The 15,583-nt window shown below is 41.6% G+C and carries 13 protein-coding genes; 1 reads left to right on the forward strand and 12 read right to left on the reverse strand.

The genetic code is table 11. The features are described from left to right. Positions 1–64 precede the first annotated feature (64 nt). The 12 genes from ACQKPA_RS30690 to ACQKPA_RS30745 all read right to left on the reverse strand — a co-directional run bounded on the left by ACQKPA_RS30690 (position 65) and on the right by ACQKPA_RS30745 (position 15,033). Complete coding sequence (locus ACQKPA_RS30690; RefSeq protein ID WP_427496150.1) at positions 65–3,355, reverse strand: DUF5704 domain-containing protein; 3,291 nt, start codon at positions 3,353–3,355, stop codon at positions 65–67. 11 nt (positions 3,356–3,366) lie between these two features. Next, the gene (locus tag ACQKPA_RS30695) at positions 3,367–4,320 is read right to left on the reverse strand and encodes a copper amine oxidase N-terminal domain-containing protein (protein WP_427496151.1); all 954 of its coding nucleotides are present in this window, start codon (positions 4,318–4,320) and stop codon (positions 3,367–3,369) included. A 394-nt stretch (positions 4,321–4,714) separates the two neighbouring features. Continuing rightward, positions 4,715–5,707, reverse strand: coding sequence for a hypothetical protein (locus tag ACQKPA_RS30700; RefSeq protein WP_427496152.1), 993 nt, complete (start codon positions 5,705–5,707; stop codon positions 4,715–4,717). Further along, positions 5,691–6,245: a hypothetical protein gene (locus tag ACQKPA_RS30705; RefSeq protein ID WP_427496153.1), complete on the reverse strand. Its 555-nt coding sequence runs from the start codon at positions 6,243–6,245 to the stop codon at positions 5,691–5,693. The genes ACQKPA_RS30700 and ACQKPA_RS30705 overlap by 17 nt, the downstream gene beginning before the upstream one ends. Positions 6,246–6,256: 11 nt before the next feature. After that, positions 6,257–6,637: a hypothetical protein gene (locus ACQKPA_RS30710; protein WP_427496154.1), complete on the reverse strand. Its 381-nt coding sequence runs from the start codon at positions 6,635–6,637 to the stop codon at positions 6,257–6,259. A gap of 79 nt (positions 6,638–6,716) precedes the next feature. Further along, entirely contained in the window at positions 6,717–7,175 is a 459-nt protein-coding gene (locus ACQKPA_RS30715; protein WP_427496155.1) for an ABC transporter permease, read from the reverse strand. A 13-nt stretch (positions 7,176–7,188) separates the two neighbouring features. Continuing rightward, on the reverse strand, positions 7,189–9,237 hold the full coding sequence (locus ACQKPA_RS30720; RefSeq protein WP_427496156.1) for a hypothetical protein: 2,049 nt from the start codon (positions 9,235–9,237) through the stop codon (positions 7,189–7,191). Continuing rightward, entirely contained in the window at positions 9,230–11,017 is a 1,788-nt protein-coding gene (locus ACQKPA_RS30725; protein WP_427496157.1) for an ATPase, T2SS/T4P/T4SS family, read from the reverse strand. Before ACQKPA_RS30725 ends, ACQKPA_RS30720 begins: the two co-directional genes overlap by 8 nt. A 113-nt stretch (positions 11,018–11,130) precedes the next feature. Next, positions 11,131–11,973, reverse strand: coding sequence for a hypothetical protein (locus tag ACQKPA_RS30730; protein ID WP_427496158.1), 843 nt, complete (start codon positions 11,971–11,973; stop codon positions 11,131–11,133). 2 nt (positions 11,974–11,975) lie between these two features. Further along, a complete protein-coding gene (locus ACQKPA_RS30735) occupies positions 11,976–12,656 on the reverse strand; it encodes a hypothetical protein (protein WP_427496159.1) in 681 nt (226 codons plus the stop codon). Positions 12,657–12,665: 9 nt separating this feature from the next. Then, positions 12,666–13,655 carry an SAF domain-containing protein gene (locus tag ACQKPA_RS30740; protein ID WP_427496160.1) on the reverse strand — a complete coding sequence of 330 codons (990 nt, stop codon included), beginning with the start codon at positions 13,653–13,655 and terminating at the stop codon, positions 12,666–12,668. A gap of 13 nt (positions 13,656–13,668) precedes the next feature. Further along, entirely contained in the window at positions 13,669–15,033 is a 1,365-nt protein-coding gene (locus tag ACQKPA_RS30745; protein WP_427496161.1) for a hypothetical protein, read from the reverse strand. Between the two features lie 232 nt (positions 15,034–15,265). Here ACQKPA_RS30745 and ACQKPA_RS30750 point away from each other — a divergent pair, with 232 nt between their 5' ends. After that, positions 15,266–15,580 (forward strand): helix-turn-helix transcriptional regulator, encoded by a 315-nt coding sequence (locus ACQKPA_RS30750; protein WP_427496162.1) that lies wholly within the window; start codon positions 15,266–15,268, stop codon positions 15,578–15,580. The last annotated feature ends 3 nt before the right edge of the window (positions 15,581–15,583 follow it).

The following is a 15,583-nucleotide window of genomic DNA, read 5'->3' on the forward strand; positions in this document are numbered from 1 at the left end:
AATCAGTAAAATGGGTGCAAGAGGTCCAGGAAAGGATAAATCCTCCCCCTGATCTCCCATATTTTTAATGCGGAACTTGTGAGCTGAAATCATTCCGACTGGACAGATCGGCATGATAGAAAACGACATCTCCATCCTCTAAACTGAACCGGTTACCAAAGGAATCAAACACCAATCGTTGATAACCTTCAAGCTGCCATTGGTTCATCAAAGGTGCATTAATGTATTGAAGATGAGGATTATTCAGATCACCATTTCTAATGGTCTCAATGTTGAAGTTCACAATGATATAACCATTCTTGAAAAAGACAGCCGATTTATCATCGAGCCCCCCATGCGTTCTTGCATACTCAGCCAGATCGGTACCAGCTTCAACGACGTATGGCTCCGCCGGTAAGCTGTATTCTCCATACCATTTCTGGATAGCAGCATTAGCACGTTGAACATTAACAGATGGTGGGATATTCGTTTTTGGTCCGATAAAGGTACGGATATGCTCTGGAAGCAGCATCAATCCATATCCACCAACCGGTGTCTTTAGCTTTGTATCTTTTGAAATGTACCTATCGATAAACTGCTGTCTTGTGGTTGAACCCAGCTGCCCAGGCGTGAAGTAGTTATCATATTTAAAGTTAGCGGTATCGATCATTTCCTCTGCAGGAACATTTCTTAACCTTTCATTCAAGATGACGTATCGCTTTACTTGATCTTCTGGCGATCCTACCTTAACAAAATTCTTTGAGTTTGTTTTATAGTACAGATCAACCGGGAAGCGATATTGTCCATCTTTGGAAACAAAGTGGAATGTCGGTGTTATACGTATACCATCCTCTCTCCCAAACATATTCCCCTTGCTTTTGAAATCGAATTTAAAATGATATCCGGTTTTTACAGCGACATTTTTATATCCTTGAATCGGGTTGCTACCCGGCCGGATTGGCAATGTAAACTGTGTAGAGTTGCCTCTTGGATCTCCATCAATCCCTTTGGTTCCGACCCAATATGATACTCCCGTAGGATTAAAGCTGCCCTGCTGTGTCCGGAAAACCGATTCCCAATTATAATCAGCGATATCCGTGATATGAAAATCATAGAGTCGGCCAATGACTTCTACGGATACTTCATCGGCAGCCACATGATTCACCAGATCTAAATTTGCATCGTATTGATACGGTAGATCAGGTGGAGAGTTTTCTGCAATGTTCCGGAAATATACTTGGTAGTTCCCTTCGTCAACCCATACCGGAAGAAAGAATTCCGTATCCAGCTGATTGACCGGGATATCGATCCATGTATCTTTCGGATAGAACACCGTTCGACTGCCGTTGTACGTATCAAATGGGAATCGCACTTGCTTCGTGCGGAAGTATTTAGCGTAATCTCGATTTCCGTAACCAGGATAGTTCGTGTGCTGCCCACTAGTTGGTATCCTTACAATAAATGGTCGGTCCAAAATGAAAGCAGCTCGATTATAGTTCGGCGAGGTCTTCTGGTTGTGTGGCCGATCATCACTAACCGATGAATAGTTCACAACTGGTGTATGTACCGTTACCGTATTGATCTGGTGAATCGGGAACTCTTGATCGCTTCCGCCGTTAATGTTGCCAGGTAGCAATCCGTAGAAAATTGTGCCGGCACTCGTAGTATTAGCGCGATTGATCTTGCTGGAACTGATCATATTGTTTGGTTTGTACAGCACGTTCTCATCAATTTGAGTAGGTGCTGGTATACTTCCAGGCGTCGGCCCCTTCTCCGGTGTCCGGGCAGGATTCATGATTGTTGCCCCATTAAAGACTAATGCATCATTGGTTACTTCAACCTTCTTCACACCATTCTCGGCAACACTTTGCAGATTCTCACTCGGTGGAGATGGTCTGCTTGTAAATTGACTGCCGCCGTAGGATCCAGCTGGTGCCACAATAGGATCTGGCGGTGTAGGTGGATAATATGCACCAGACGCATTTGTCGTAACCTGCGGCGGCTGATATCCTTGGGGAGTAATGGTAATTTGCTCACCCGGTAAGGCATAATTCCTCAGAATACCTTGGTTGATCTTATACACTTCCAGGTTATCGATCACCCAATACGAATACGGCCGTACAACGGTATACCTCTGTGTAACTACCTCTTGATCTTCTTGTGGATCCGGAACCTCGGTTGGTTTTCCGTCTGGACCATTTGGTCCCGGTTTCTTTGGATCCCATCGAAGAGTCCATGTCTTCTCCACGTTTACTTCAAAGGTACATGTTCCTGACATTTGGACGAAGGTATTCTGGAATAAATAATTTCGGGCTAAAATGTTTCCATACAAGCTTTCGGATGTCGGAATCCCCTGCAGAACATCAAACATTTCACTTCCTCGTTGATCGGCCAAAATCTTGGCAGTTACCATAGGATCCATGTACTTCCCACTAATTTGGGCTCCTGGCGCCGGTGGTGTGCATGAGTTTGTTGGCGGAGGTGGGGGATCGTCTTTTGCTTCATAGTAAAGATACAGATAATACGTAGGGAAAGTACCATCATAAGTGAAAGCACTCGGATCCCCCGGCGATGGTGATCCACCGCTCGGAGCTGAAACCGTACTTTTTTTATGTCCTTTATATATGTAGTCTGCAGTCCCCGGTGTGTGTGTAAAAGCGTATCGTTTATCCTTCTCCAACTTCTCTTCCCTATCAGTGAATCCAGGAACACCGTTCAGCGGCTTACCTTTGGTAGTAAAGTGTTTGATAATCGCTTTACCTTCTGCAGGCTCGAGTTCGATTTCAAATAGAGTCGGAAAATGGTAACGCCAGCCTTCAACTAGTGGCGCAAATTGTTGTCCTTTCTGTTCTTCTTCCTGTCTTCTATTTACCGGGTTTTGAGCCTCAAGCAATCCCCGAGTAACATATACAGGAACATTCGCAATGTTAGTTCCTTTCCCTGTCCATGGTCGGTCTGTAAGCGAGTAACTTGTAGAAGTTGATCTTTCATAGTACGACTTAGGATTCTGTGCCATCTCAACTGATCGAGATTTTTCCCAAATTTCATCCCCATATTCACGGTAGTAATCGAACTTGCTTACACGAACATCTTTTATTTTGCGAGATGAATTAAATTCAAACATATAATCAAAACCATCCACATCAGTAACGGATCCTGGCGGTTTTGTTGTTGACCATTTACCAGCAGAATCACTCCATGTGTCATAGTAAACCATACCAACAAAATAATAGATGTTTGGATTTTTAGGATGTTGAAACATCCTGCTGTCTCCGATAGCTTCTGCTTTACTGGGATTAATAAGAAATACCGCAGTAAAAATCACGATAAAGCAAAGCATGACTTGAATAATCTTTTTGGATTTCAATCTCAACATGCCACAACTCCTTATTTAAAAGGGTTAACAATGGCCACGATGTAATCTTTAGGTTTATCTGTACTGAACGCGATGTAATCAGCCATATTTAGTCGAAATTTTGTCCAATCATAACGTTGAATGTATTTTCCATTTTGGAAAACATCCGATGTACTAGTAACGGGATAATAGTTCGTTGCTGTCCCGTCCTTATGATTTACAAAAGCATTATCTACACCCGTCCGATATTTTACATGATCATTTTTGACCATGAAAAAGATTGGTGTCCCACGAACAGAACTACGTATCGCGATGTAATCTTTCCCATTGGATTTTTCAATCTTTATGTCATAGATAATTTCGCCATCTCCAAGTTTGATTGGCAATTGATTAGCATGAATAATTTTTATTCCATCAAATGGCTCTTTATCTGCCGAGAATTTTTTAAAATAAATAGAAGATTTTGTATATGCTTTGAAGTCATTTAATGGCTGAAGTTTAAACTGATCATCATCTGTATTTCGGAAATTCTTCTCGCCGATCCAGACCCACCGGCCGACCTTATCCCAACTGACCTTTTCACCCAAACCTTCACTCACCAAGCGCAGAGGAACAAATGTCCGGCTATCCTTTAGAATGATCTTCGTACCATAGCTTTTGGACTTCCCGTTCACTAACGCAGTTGTTTGGCCAACTGTCATTTTGACCGTATCCGTGCCTTTTATTACTTCAACAGTGGTTTTACCACCACTTTTGCTATAGCTGATCTTCCCACCTAAAGCTTCGGACACAAAACGAATCGGAACCATCACACTACCTTGTTGATCTTGGAACGGCTTGGCATCTGGAAACTTCATCTTTTTCGCGTCCAACAAAACTTCTACTTGAGCTGCACTTTTGGCTTCGGTCGTGTTAGCACTCACTACACCATAAGCAGCAGTCGTCAACAAAACACCGGCAAGTATACTTTTAAAAATCACTCTCATTTGATCTCACTCTCCGTCTATATATTTTGAATTCAATGTTTCAGAATCTTTCGATAGCAAAATAACAACCAGCATCACCCCTTTCAATTATTCCTTATGCTCCTCACTATCCAGAAGGCAGAATCCGATTAAAATCAGCTGCGGCCGGTATGCTTGCCGCTTGGAACAAGCAATTCAGGTCGAGTAATCAACAAGTCTAACCCTCGCGCGTAGTCCAACTAGAGGCTCAGCAAAGCGCCAAAGGCGCTGCTGGAGTAGTTGGACTTAATTGTCACGGAGGAACGCGTAGCGGTAAATCCTTGACAATTTCAAGCGCCCTGATACGCTGTGCCGATGCGGCAAGTGACAAATAGGCCGCGGTCTTCCTGAATCCAGGAAGACTACCTATTTGACGCTACGGAGACCCATTAAAACATTCTTTTGGGAAATATCCAGCAGCTGCAGCCTCCTTTTCACTACTAAATGCTTCTTCGATTCGGTACGGGTAGGAACAGCTATCCCGGTAGTAATATTTCAGGCCGGTTTGAGGATCAACAGCTCCATAGATAACTGGATTCTTAATTAGCCGTCCACCACCAAAAGCATAATTATTGTAAAACTGATCTCCGATTGGGATCCCTTGGATGAATGCCATAATCCCTATATCATCGATGGTATTAACCCAATCCTCTTTTGGTATTAGCGGTAGCTTGAATGTGTAGCTGACACCACTTTTAGTCATATATTCATTGTGTTTGTTTATAAAATAAGCGAGATCGTTCTGTACATTAGTGACGATCCAACTTCTTCTAGCTTCGTCAAACTGAGTGGCATTGTTTAGGACCTGAATACTCGTTTTATTCTGCAATTCCCATTGATACCCTTCTATCCATTTTCGGTTAGTTGCGTCATAAGCATAAACGTAGCTGTCTAACGTAAAATTCATACTATTACCCTGGGGATCTGTATAGGCATAGGGTTTCTTTGGACTCCACATATGCTTCATTTCTGTTGTCCCTTCACGATTGTTATACTCTCTGATCGTGTACAGGTAGTAACCGTCATAATCAAGGATCACGACTGCTGGGATATATGAAGCTAAGGCTCCTTGCCCAATATAATCGTCTTTTACGCCAAAGTTGAGGTAAAGGGTCTTGAAAAAAGTATCTATAGCCAGTTCTTTATTAGCTTTAAAAAATTTGGCAGATTGATAGCCGGCTTCGTATTCCTGCAGCTCGTTCAGATTCAACACAAAACTAGCATCTTGAGCTGCAGTCTTCAAAGCTACATCATATTGGTCTTCCAGCTGCGCAACGAGTTTGAGATCATTCGTTCGAGCATCCAATACGTAATAAAAGGGAAAAAATATGAGTACGAAGGCGATAGCAAAATTAATAGAAATCTTCATTCAGAACCATCCCCCCGTAAGGCATAAAAATCTTTGGGACATCTCCACTGTTTCCGACCAGGATAAAGTCATTCAAGATAGTGGCCATCGTTCTATTTTTGTTTTTAACCTGTACCTTGATAAAATCATTGACAGCCAGCTTGTACTTGCGAGTGTCGCTGTCTTCAGGAATGTTTGCTTCAGGAAAAATAACTTTCATGATTTCCTCGGTATAGTGTCCGTCATAATAGGTATCAAAGCTGTTTTGAAATGACGCAGGATTAGCTGGGTCGGCATAAACAGGATTGTATTTTTTATGTAAGTGCTCGATGCTCACTTCGTAAACATTTCCTGTAGCCCCAAGCTTTTCATTAAATTGAAGATACATTTGTGGTGAAATGTACCCCTTTGTGCGTGCCGCATCAACAAATTCAGTAACTGCCTGGTGAACAACCGTTTGGATTTGGTCATCGTGACGCTCCGCTGCTTGGTACAATGGGTAAACTACTAACAACGCTAAAGCCAGGAATGCAGCCACTAGTTTGGAAATTGCGTCCATGAATTCATCCCCTAGTTAAAAATAATCTTTATTAATTCGCCATCGGTATTTCGTTCATATGTTACATTGAATTTTTTATCCGGATCGATGCTAGAAACATCGGTATTTTCGATCGTTAAATTTTTAGAGTAGATAAGGTTTCCAACTTGAATATCTGCGTTCAAGTTCTTAATTTGAAATATGCTATAAATGACTTGCGCACCTGAATAAACTTCCTTGCCAGCCTCTTGAATCGAATTGAAGAGGCGATGATCTTCATTTGCATGTAATTGTTGCATGTTTTTTACACTTTGTTCCTGAGAAACGAGAGCCCAGAGAGCTAATGTTGCCGCAGCTATAAAGACAAAAATTGTTCCTGTAATCGAAATGCCAGCTTCGGTATTCTCATTCATATATGAATGCTCCCTTAATTTAATGGAGGATTCCCCATCTCCCCTCATGGATCTGGGGAATCCTTATAAACGTTCCTTTTTATGGTTGACTGAAGATAATGCCTCTTACTACATTATTTCCATCGAAAACTACCTGAGATGAGAATTTTCCTGATGGATTGATATAGTTAGGATTAGATTGGTTTTGCGCTACTGTAATATCCGTATTTTTTCCAGTGCCTACAATTTCGCCGTTAGCGTTAAATTCATTACCGTAAGTATTGCTGCCGCCCTTACCAGTAATTACTCTTACTCCAAACTGATCCTGATTCATATATTGACGAACCGCATTCAGCACTTGACTGCCAGACATAATTGAGTTGTCGTAATTGTTGTACTCGGATTGAGATAATGTCTGCTGAATCCCTGTCATTTTCTCTTGGCCGGTCTTAGCACCCGCCTGAAAAACCGCGAAAAGAATAACCACGAGTGTAATCAATCCAATGGTCAGGAAAATTCCACCAGTAATTCGTAATCCTGAGCTAGTTGTTTCTTCCATTTTTTTCTCCCCTTTAGGTAAAATTCATTAAATTACTCATCGTTTTGTCCATTTGCCCAATAGATACATAGAGCATTGGAAACAAAAGGTAAAGCAGAACACACATATAGAATGGTGTCCAGCCGCAGATCCGCCCCCATAACACTTTTTTACTAATGAGTCGATTCATGCGGTCCATTTTTTGCTCCCGGTGAAACTCTTGCTCTAGTTCTAAATCATCGAAAGCTTGAATCAATGGTATTTTTTCTAGTGCCAGCTGCAGTCTGTTAATGATTCTCACAAAGGAAATGAATGGTGAATCCTCCTTGAGCTCTACTATCGCCCTTTCAGGACCACTGTCAAAATTAACGATGCATTTCCGTAGTGCCGGTCGAAAAATGATGCTGTATCTTTCCATCCATTCGAGGATTGTTTGCACATTCATACGTTCGAATTGACTCAGAATGGAAATCACTACATGGAATTGGTCAACTTCATTCTGGATCTCTAAAATTCGCATCCTTCTTTGAAATTGCGTTATCCATAATGGGATGAAAAACCCTATACAACTCGTACCAATCGCAATGAGAAGTTCCCACCACTTAAAATATTGATTATTGAGAACTTCCATTTTCTCCGTAATCCTGGTGACAGTTTTACTCAAAGCAGTATTTTCCGTTGGCGCATCCGGCAGCAACATTACCCTTTCCAAGACTGCATCCCTGGTTAAAGTATCAGCTCCTTTCAAGTCTCGAATTACTGCATTATCAAAGTCAGTAAGCTCTTGGGCCCTTAGCTTCTCATCTTCGGTCATGAAGCCCATCATGTGTGGTGTCTCTGTTGTTAAATTGGTTAGTATTTGATGGCTTGTATTCCAATGAAGGAAAATGGATAGAGCGATGACTCCGATAAAACAAGCCAAACTCACAACTATTCGTTGTATATAGAACCACTCAATAGTAAGTGGTGAGTTTGATTCTTTTAGCAAAAGTGTTATCTGATAGTGTTTTCTTGTCCTTTTCGATGGAACAATTCGATCAATGAACCACCGAGCACCTGGCAAATTGTAGACATGCTTCTCCCAATTCCTTCTGCTCCCCACTGCGGTATACCTGGCATCTTCGATTTCACCGATTTTACGAACTAATAAGTAGAAGATGATGCATGCAGAATAAAGAATAATCCGTAAAATATATCCGATATTCCCAGCGTAGAATTGTTTCATAATTGGGAAATAGGTTGTTGCCCAGGTTTCAATTGGAAAGGTGAACAAGATTGGCAATAAAGCGAATAAAGATAAGTTACTGAGCTTGTAGCTTAGCCGCCTTCGTCTCAGGACATCATCCCGGATCTCTCGAACCAACTTACTTAAGGCATTCAAGTACATGGAACCTTTTGATACAACCCGATCCCCATGCTCCATGACCAAATACGAAACACCTGCAAAAAGTTTTAAGTACCGGTTTGGAGCTACCGCATAGAATGCCTCTAATTCTTTTTTTGGATCCTTGGATGTCAATATATCGTGGATCCGCTCAGCCTGAAGCTTCATATCGTGCGGTGATCGTTGAGCACCTTGATATATCGATTCATCTACCAATTTCAGCTCCTGGTAGTCATGCCGAACTTCTTCCAAATAGTTCACAAATTGTACGAGAAGTCGGTCTTCAACTCGCTTTACAAAAATACTAATTAGCAGTGTATTCAGTACAACGACGCCCATTATGGTGAACAGAACCATGACAAAGCTTTTACTAAAAATCGCCATAGTTGTGATAACTACAAGGGAAATGGCAAGGACCCTTAAAGTGATTCGCATGGTTTCTTTTCGAAGTGTCAGCTCGTCGTAAGGATTAATGGCCGAAAGCCGAAACCGCACGCGCCTAATCAGTTTGCTGAGAAAAGGGAGCTTTGAAAACTCAACATATGATTTTTGATAAAATACCATCAGTCGTTTGTTGGTTATCTTTCTGGCCCCACTGTATCCTACAGGCTTCGCTTTTCGCTGGGAGACAAAATAGGCAGCTCCTGAAATAAACAGCGCGATGAGACATATGATTAATAGAATTTGGGTGTTAATCATAGCTCACATTCCCCCAGTATTTTTTTAAAAACATCCGGAAATTATCTGCATCTTTTGGGGGCATGATGGACAGCATTTGATGAACCTTTTCCTTTGATAAGGGTTCACAAGCAATGTATTTACCGTCTCGGTACTCAACAATGTTTCGATCCTTCCAAACACGGCCTGTCTTACGTAAGATCTCTTCCTTTTTTATAGCTATAAGGGCATCCATTTTGGATTCAAGACCGTCTCCCGATTGGATTTTCTCGAGCGCCGAGTCATCATGCTCTTGATAGATGCACTCCGTGATACGCTCGATGTATCGGCGACCGGTACTGCTTCTTTCCACATGGACATCAAGCTCAATGACTTTGGCTACCTGTTCTTCTGCTGCTTTTTGATCTGTGGCGGCTTGTGTATTGATCAATGCATTTCTCAAGGACCACATAAGATCTCGAAATGTTTTGGCATGATGGGTGAAGATCGTGAATAAACTCGCGACTTGACCCATCTTTATCATCCAAGCAGCCACTGGATCAGTAGCTACCTCACCCAGCAAATTGACGGTGCCATCTGTTTTCTTTTGAAAATCCAGTCCTTGTTGGCCGGTAATGTAGTCTGTTTCCCGAAAAGCGATCGTATTTCGCTGCGGGTACAATTTCCGAAGGTTGAGCTCGAAAGCTAGTTCCTGGATTCGCAAGTTATACGTTGCCGGAATATACTTAACTGCGGCCATCATAAGTGACGTTTTACCGGCACCTTGGGGCCCTGTAATGGCTGTTATTCGTGCACCTTTCATGAAAAACTTGATAAGTTCTCTTGGAAGTTCAGCATTATCAGCGGATTCATCCGAGATCAGCTTTTCAAGAGACATGTTCGGAAGGTCAAATTTCCGAACCCAGAACGCCCAGCTTTCGGCAAAAGGTGGACGGGCAACAACAACCCGCGAACCATCTTTCAATTCGTTTACTTTGAAACCTGTCTGTTCATTCATCTGGCTCGGATTGTCATATTTGTAGATGTTGTTGACGATTCGCTTTAATTCGAGCTCTGAGCCATAGCTAAGAAAAGATAAGTGAATTGATTTTCCTTTATAGAAGATCCACACACTTTCGTATCCGTGGTGCTTGATCTTTTTCATGGAGTTCATCAGATCCACTTCGTCATCGAGTAGCTGCATTGAGCTAGGTACACCAGATACCCCGCCGGACACACCGTCGATTTTCTGGTTTAGAATGTCATCGATCACTCCATAACCCTTGTACTGCGAGTAAATCCGTTGCACCACAACGCTCAACCGGTCGTGAAAATCGAGTTTGTGTTTGGCGGCCTCCATTTTATATACCTTATTGATTTCTTCGCTTGTAATGATGTAGGACTCGGTGGATCCATCTTCGATCACAGATTTTAAATCATCCAGATGATACTGGGTAATCAACTGCTCTAGCCCCTTGAATCCGTATTTCTTCTTGTACAAATGTAGAAGAATATCAAACTTGTCCTGATCACTAAGGCTGTCAGGTTCATGAAAAGGAATGATCCAGTTCACGTTGTGTTCATCAATGCCGTACTTGCGTTCTAACAGATCATAAATGTACTGTTTGAGGTATACCTTCTCTTGGATATCCCCCGTATTTGCATTCTTCAAGGCTTTTTCCAATTCAACTACCAAGGCTTTTCGACGGCTATATTCTTCTTCAGATAGTGCCAAATCCAATAAATTGGTATTGATAAAATCGCTTATCGTCCGTTTCACGAAACCGAGAATTTCTTCGATCTCGTATCGTTCCCTGTCCAATTCTTCTTTCTTGGAGAAATGCTGGACCGGTTTACGCCGAAGCTTGAAAATCAAAAACAAAATAAGGCCGATTAGAATGAGGACGATAATCAGGAAATTTAAAGTCGTCCCCATTAAGACACTCCTCTCTCAATATTTTTGATTTTGGTGTTGATTCCGACTTCTGTCAGAATGAACTCAGCTGCTCTGCGGACCTCCTGCATGAAATGAAAATTCTCGTGGTTTTTGGCTATAAAGCGATTTTTGGTAAAGAATCCTTTTACGTCTCCATCGTTGTAATGATCCTTGAAGTTGGTATTATACGGAACCGTAAGAATGGGAGCTTTGTAGCGATATTTATTGGCAATGTTCTTGATCTTATATTTTGACTCAATATCATACTGGCCGACCAACAAGACATGTGGCTTTGTGTGTAATTCTGCCGGCCAGGAGTCTTTGCTCTCAAAGTATTTCTCCAGCACATTAATGTTCTGGTTAACACATACAACAATCAGATCCGAATTTTGAAGCATGGATTGTCCCACATTGCTATTCGATCCACTATGCAGATCCAAAAGCAAAACGTCGTAGTAGGCGCGTGCACTTTCATAAATGATGTTAAGGACATCCGTCGATGCTTCAAACTGTTCTCGATTAAGTTTTCCACTATTCTTCAGAAAGTCGAGACGATCCCGTTCGATGAAAAGGGAATTGTTTTTAATGGAATCATTCTGCAACTTCCCTGCCCGAACAGCTCGTTCCAAAGAGTCAATGCCGGTACCCGTAAAATCGAAAAACTCAGGATTCGACTGCTGTAAAGCTCTTCGAAACGCTCGTTCCAAGGTAGCATCGGACCATTGTGGCTGAGAACAAAGGGTTCGAATTTGATATTCCAAACCAATCAAAGCTGCAATTGCCGCGGTATTACTCGTAACGCCCAGGCCGTGTTGATAGCCCCAAAATGCAATTTGCCCCATAGCTATTTGCTCCTTTCAGCTTGCTTCCATAAATTCAGTGTTTCCTTGGCACTCAGCTCAAGAATGTGGGATACTACCGTCTTAATGACGTCTTTGTACGGTCCGGACAACCCTTTCAGTTTTACCTTACTGGAGAATTGATTATTAATTTTCCGAGTTAAATCACGCTCATCCGGATAATACGTCAAGGTATCCCCCCAATGAATAGGGTGCTTATCTAAGAGATCATTGAGATAAGTTTCATTGTGAGTACCATGGACTTCAAAAATGATTTTGCTAAAAGGGTACAGCTCGGAAGCCGGCTTTTCTTGAAAATAGGATTGTATGAGCTTTTCATTCTTCTGCATCACTGGATTCTCAAAAGAGGAAACGAGATAATACAGATCAGCTGCCGGCCAATTTCTTAAGGTCTCTTCATTTTCCGCATCAATCAGTACGATGTCATATTCGTCGTTCTTAAGAATTGCATCGAGATCACTGTGGCTAGATAAGCCTTCAGCAATATCAAAATGGTCATACTCCTGCAGTAGCGAGGCCATCTCGACTTTCGGATAGGCGAATTCATATCGGCTGGTTACAGTGCAGTCAGCGATCAGTACCTTCTTCTCCTGTGATATCAGCTTCGCAATGTAAAACATTAAATCAGTCTTATCGTAATCACCTATAAAGAGAATCTTCTTCATGCCTGCCTCCTACTCCGTGACCGTAGTATCCGTTAAAGGGACACTTTCATTGTTATCCGTGAAAACTGCATCCGAGCTTGGATTCACGGGTTGTTGCTGATCAAGTAACGAATTCCCAGTGTTTGCTGAGTTATCTTCTGCTTTTTCAGACTCTTTCTTCGTACCATTCAGTCCATTGATATAATCCTGTCTTTGTTTTTCAGTCATGGACTGCAGATCGCTCTCAAGCTTCTGGCGATATCTGCGCTCAAGCTCTGTTTTTGCAACCTCAACAATATTCGGATCGGATTCAATAAGATCCAGCACTTTTTCATTTGCAGGGTAAGTAACGTAAGCCCCGTCTTGCACGTATGGATCAACATAGCTGAGCGCATAGATCGATGCATCGTTGATATACGCATCTACGATTGCACTAGACATGGTAAGAATCTCTTTTTCATTCATTTCATACCAGATCGTTCCATTGGCGAGATCCTTGACTTTCTTTTTAGACAACACAATATAATCTTGTCCTGTCGGAAATTTCACACGAACGTCTACAAATTCATCCTTGTCGAGTTTGCTTGGCAGCTCGATTAGACGGAACTCTTGATTTCTTAAATCATGTGGTGTGATGCCTTCCTCAAAAAGCATGGACGCTGTTATTGGGGTATTCTTTTTGAGATTAATCTTCGTATACTTTCCCACAATGTCATTTGCACTCATTACATTGTCTGGAACCGCTCGTTTCGGAATATTAATTGTCACTAGATCAGATTTTTGTAGAAGATCACCAGCCGTATAATCTGCAGCTGCAACTTGAACTGCTATTGTCTCCTCTTCTAATTGTTTTTTGGCATAGTCACGTTCCTGTTCAATTACAGTCTTTTCAGTTTCATTCTTGTTATCAATGTGTTTAAAAATGAAATAGCCAGCAATAACACAAATAAGCAGTATGCTGGCTCCTCCTATAGAACCGGCTAATAAAAGCTGTTTATGCCTAAAACGAATTCTTGACATACCCTTACTCCCTTCATTTAACTGCAAGTAAAATGATCAATAGAATGATGATAGCGACCATAACGCTGTATATAATCCACTGCCGATTTTTGTTACGTTTCTTCCCGATATACTCTTTTAAAAATCGTTCAAGGGTTGAATCTGTTCCCTTGTTTATCCGGTAAGGATCAGGATGAGAAGGAATGGCGTGAATCTTCCCTTCATGAAGTTCTTTTTGAATGTCGCCTATCACAACTTCCTCCACGTGTGGGATGCAATAAATCCAGTTGGCCTGATCTCGATGGCCATGCTCTTCAGCAAATTCGAACAACCTGTGTTGTCTCCACTCGCTGCCATGTCCTATGACAAGCTGTACATGGGCTCTGTAAAACTCTTCGAGATAATGGCTCGAATGATGATCACCCAAATCAAGAACAATATAGTCATAGTTTTGTTCCAACAGCTCGGCGATGTTGTATTTATAACTGGATTTGTAGTAATCAACTCCACTGATACTGAAGATGGACACATCGGTCTCGGATCCAATCATTCCTTCATATGCTGCTTCAATTTTGGCAAAGTCCCTATGGTCATTTGCCTCAATGATGGCAACTTTACGCCCTTTTCTAGCGATGAAATTTGTAACAAGAAGGGCTGTGTGAGTTGTACCAACAGCCTCTTCTACACCAATTACTGCAATGACTACAGTTCCAATAATGGTTTCTACTAGCGTTTGTTTCTCCTTGATCGGCGGTGGTTCAATTTCAATGTCATGAATTTCTTTTAGTAATGTCTGATCAAGTTTCGCGGATTGGTTTGCTTCCTGCTTTTCCTTGCCCTTTCCAGTGTCTTGCTTGTTTTGGACGGTACCTACTTCATCTACCCCTAAATCCCATCGTGCTGCATTGGAGTATTCTGGCCGCATAAGCAGTTGCTGTTTTATGTAATGAGATAGGGGCAGCCTTTCATTGGGAGGATCCTTTTGATCCTCATCGCTTTCATCTAGATCGTCATCTAGTTCCTCCGAATCGTCATCGTCCTCGCTTTCGAGAGATTCTAACTTCGGAGCTACAAAGTCAAAAACCTGAAGCTTAAGTAGAGTACTAATCGTCACATCTCCCGGCTCTCGTCCCGGTGCGATTAAAACGATCCTTGTCGCCCCTCGCTTTAACCGAAATTGACGAATCCCTTTGATCAGTGAGGAATCATCTATACAAGTGGCATCTATTATTAGAGCCTGCATATTGACGGCTGCAGCAGCCTGGCAATGTTGTACAAATGTATCTGGATTGAAGATACCGATTTTCTCAAACCAGACTTCCGATCCTTTGATCGCCTCCTTTACTTCTTGAACATTTCCAGGACTGACGATTAATCCGTACAAATCGAACCCCTCCATGACAAAAAACTCCATATAGCGACAATCTCAAGGCGTCAAAAATCCAATCTTTCAGTCGATGTAAAAGGCTTCTATAGTATTTCTTTGGATTAGATTGGCACTGAAACTAACATAATTGTACCTATAAATAGGTATAAAGTAAATATATATACCCAAATAAAGAACGAATGAAAAAGGTGGCTTTTTATGATAATATTTATAGGCAGCTATTACTTTCCTAGGAGGTGAGTCTATGAATATCGGTAACAGAATCAGGTATTACAGAAACATACGTGGTTATTCAACAAATGATTTAGCCACTTTGGCCGAGGTCAGTAAATCGACCATAAATGATATTGAAACGAATCAAGGTCGATCCCCTTCACTGAAGACCATCGAAAAGATCTGTAATGCTCTAAATGTTCCCTTTATTGACTTACTTCCTGCAGAAGCTTTTACTCTAACAACAGATGAAAGAAAAGAACTATTCAATATCCTTGATAAACTTAATGATGATCAAAGAGTCAAACTGATTGCTTTCCTTAAATCTCTTGTGGATTCCCAATAAAAT

The sequence above is a fragment of the Paenibacillus sp. NPDC093718 genome, from assembly GCF_050279985.1.
Taxonomy (GTDB): Bacteria; Bacillota; Bacilli; order Paenibacillales; family Paenibacillaceae; genus Paenibacillus_AQ.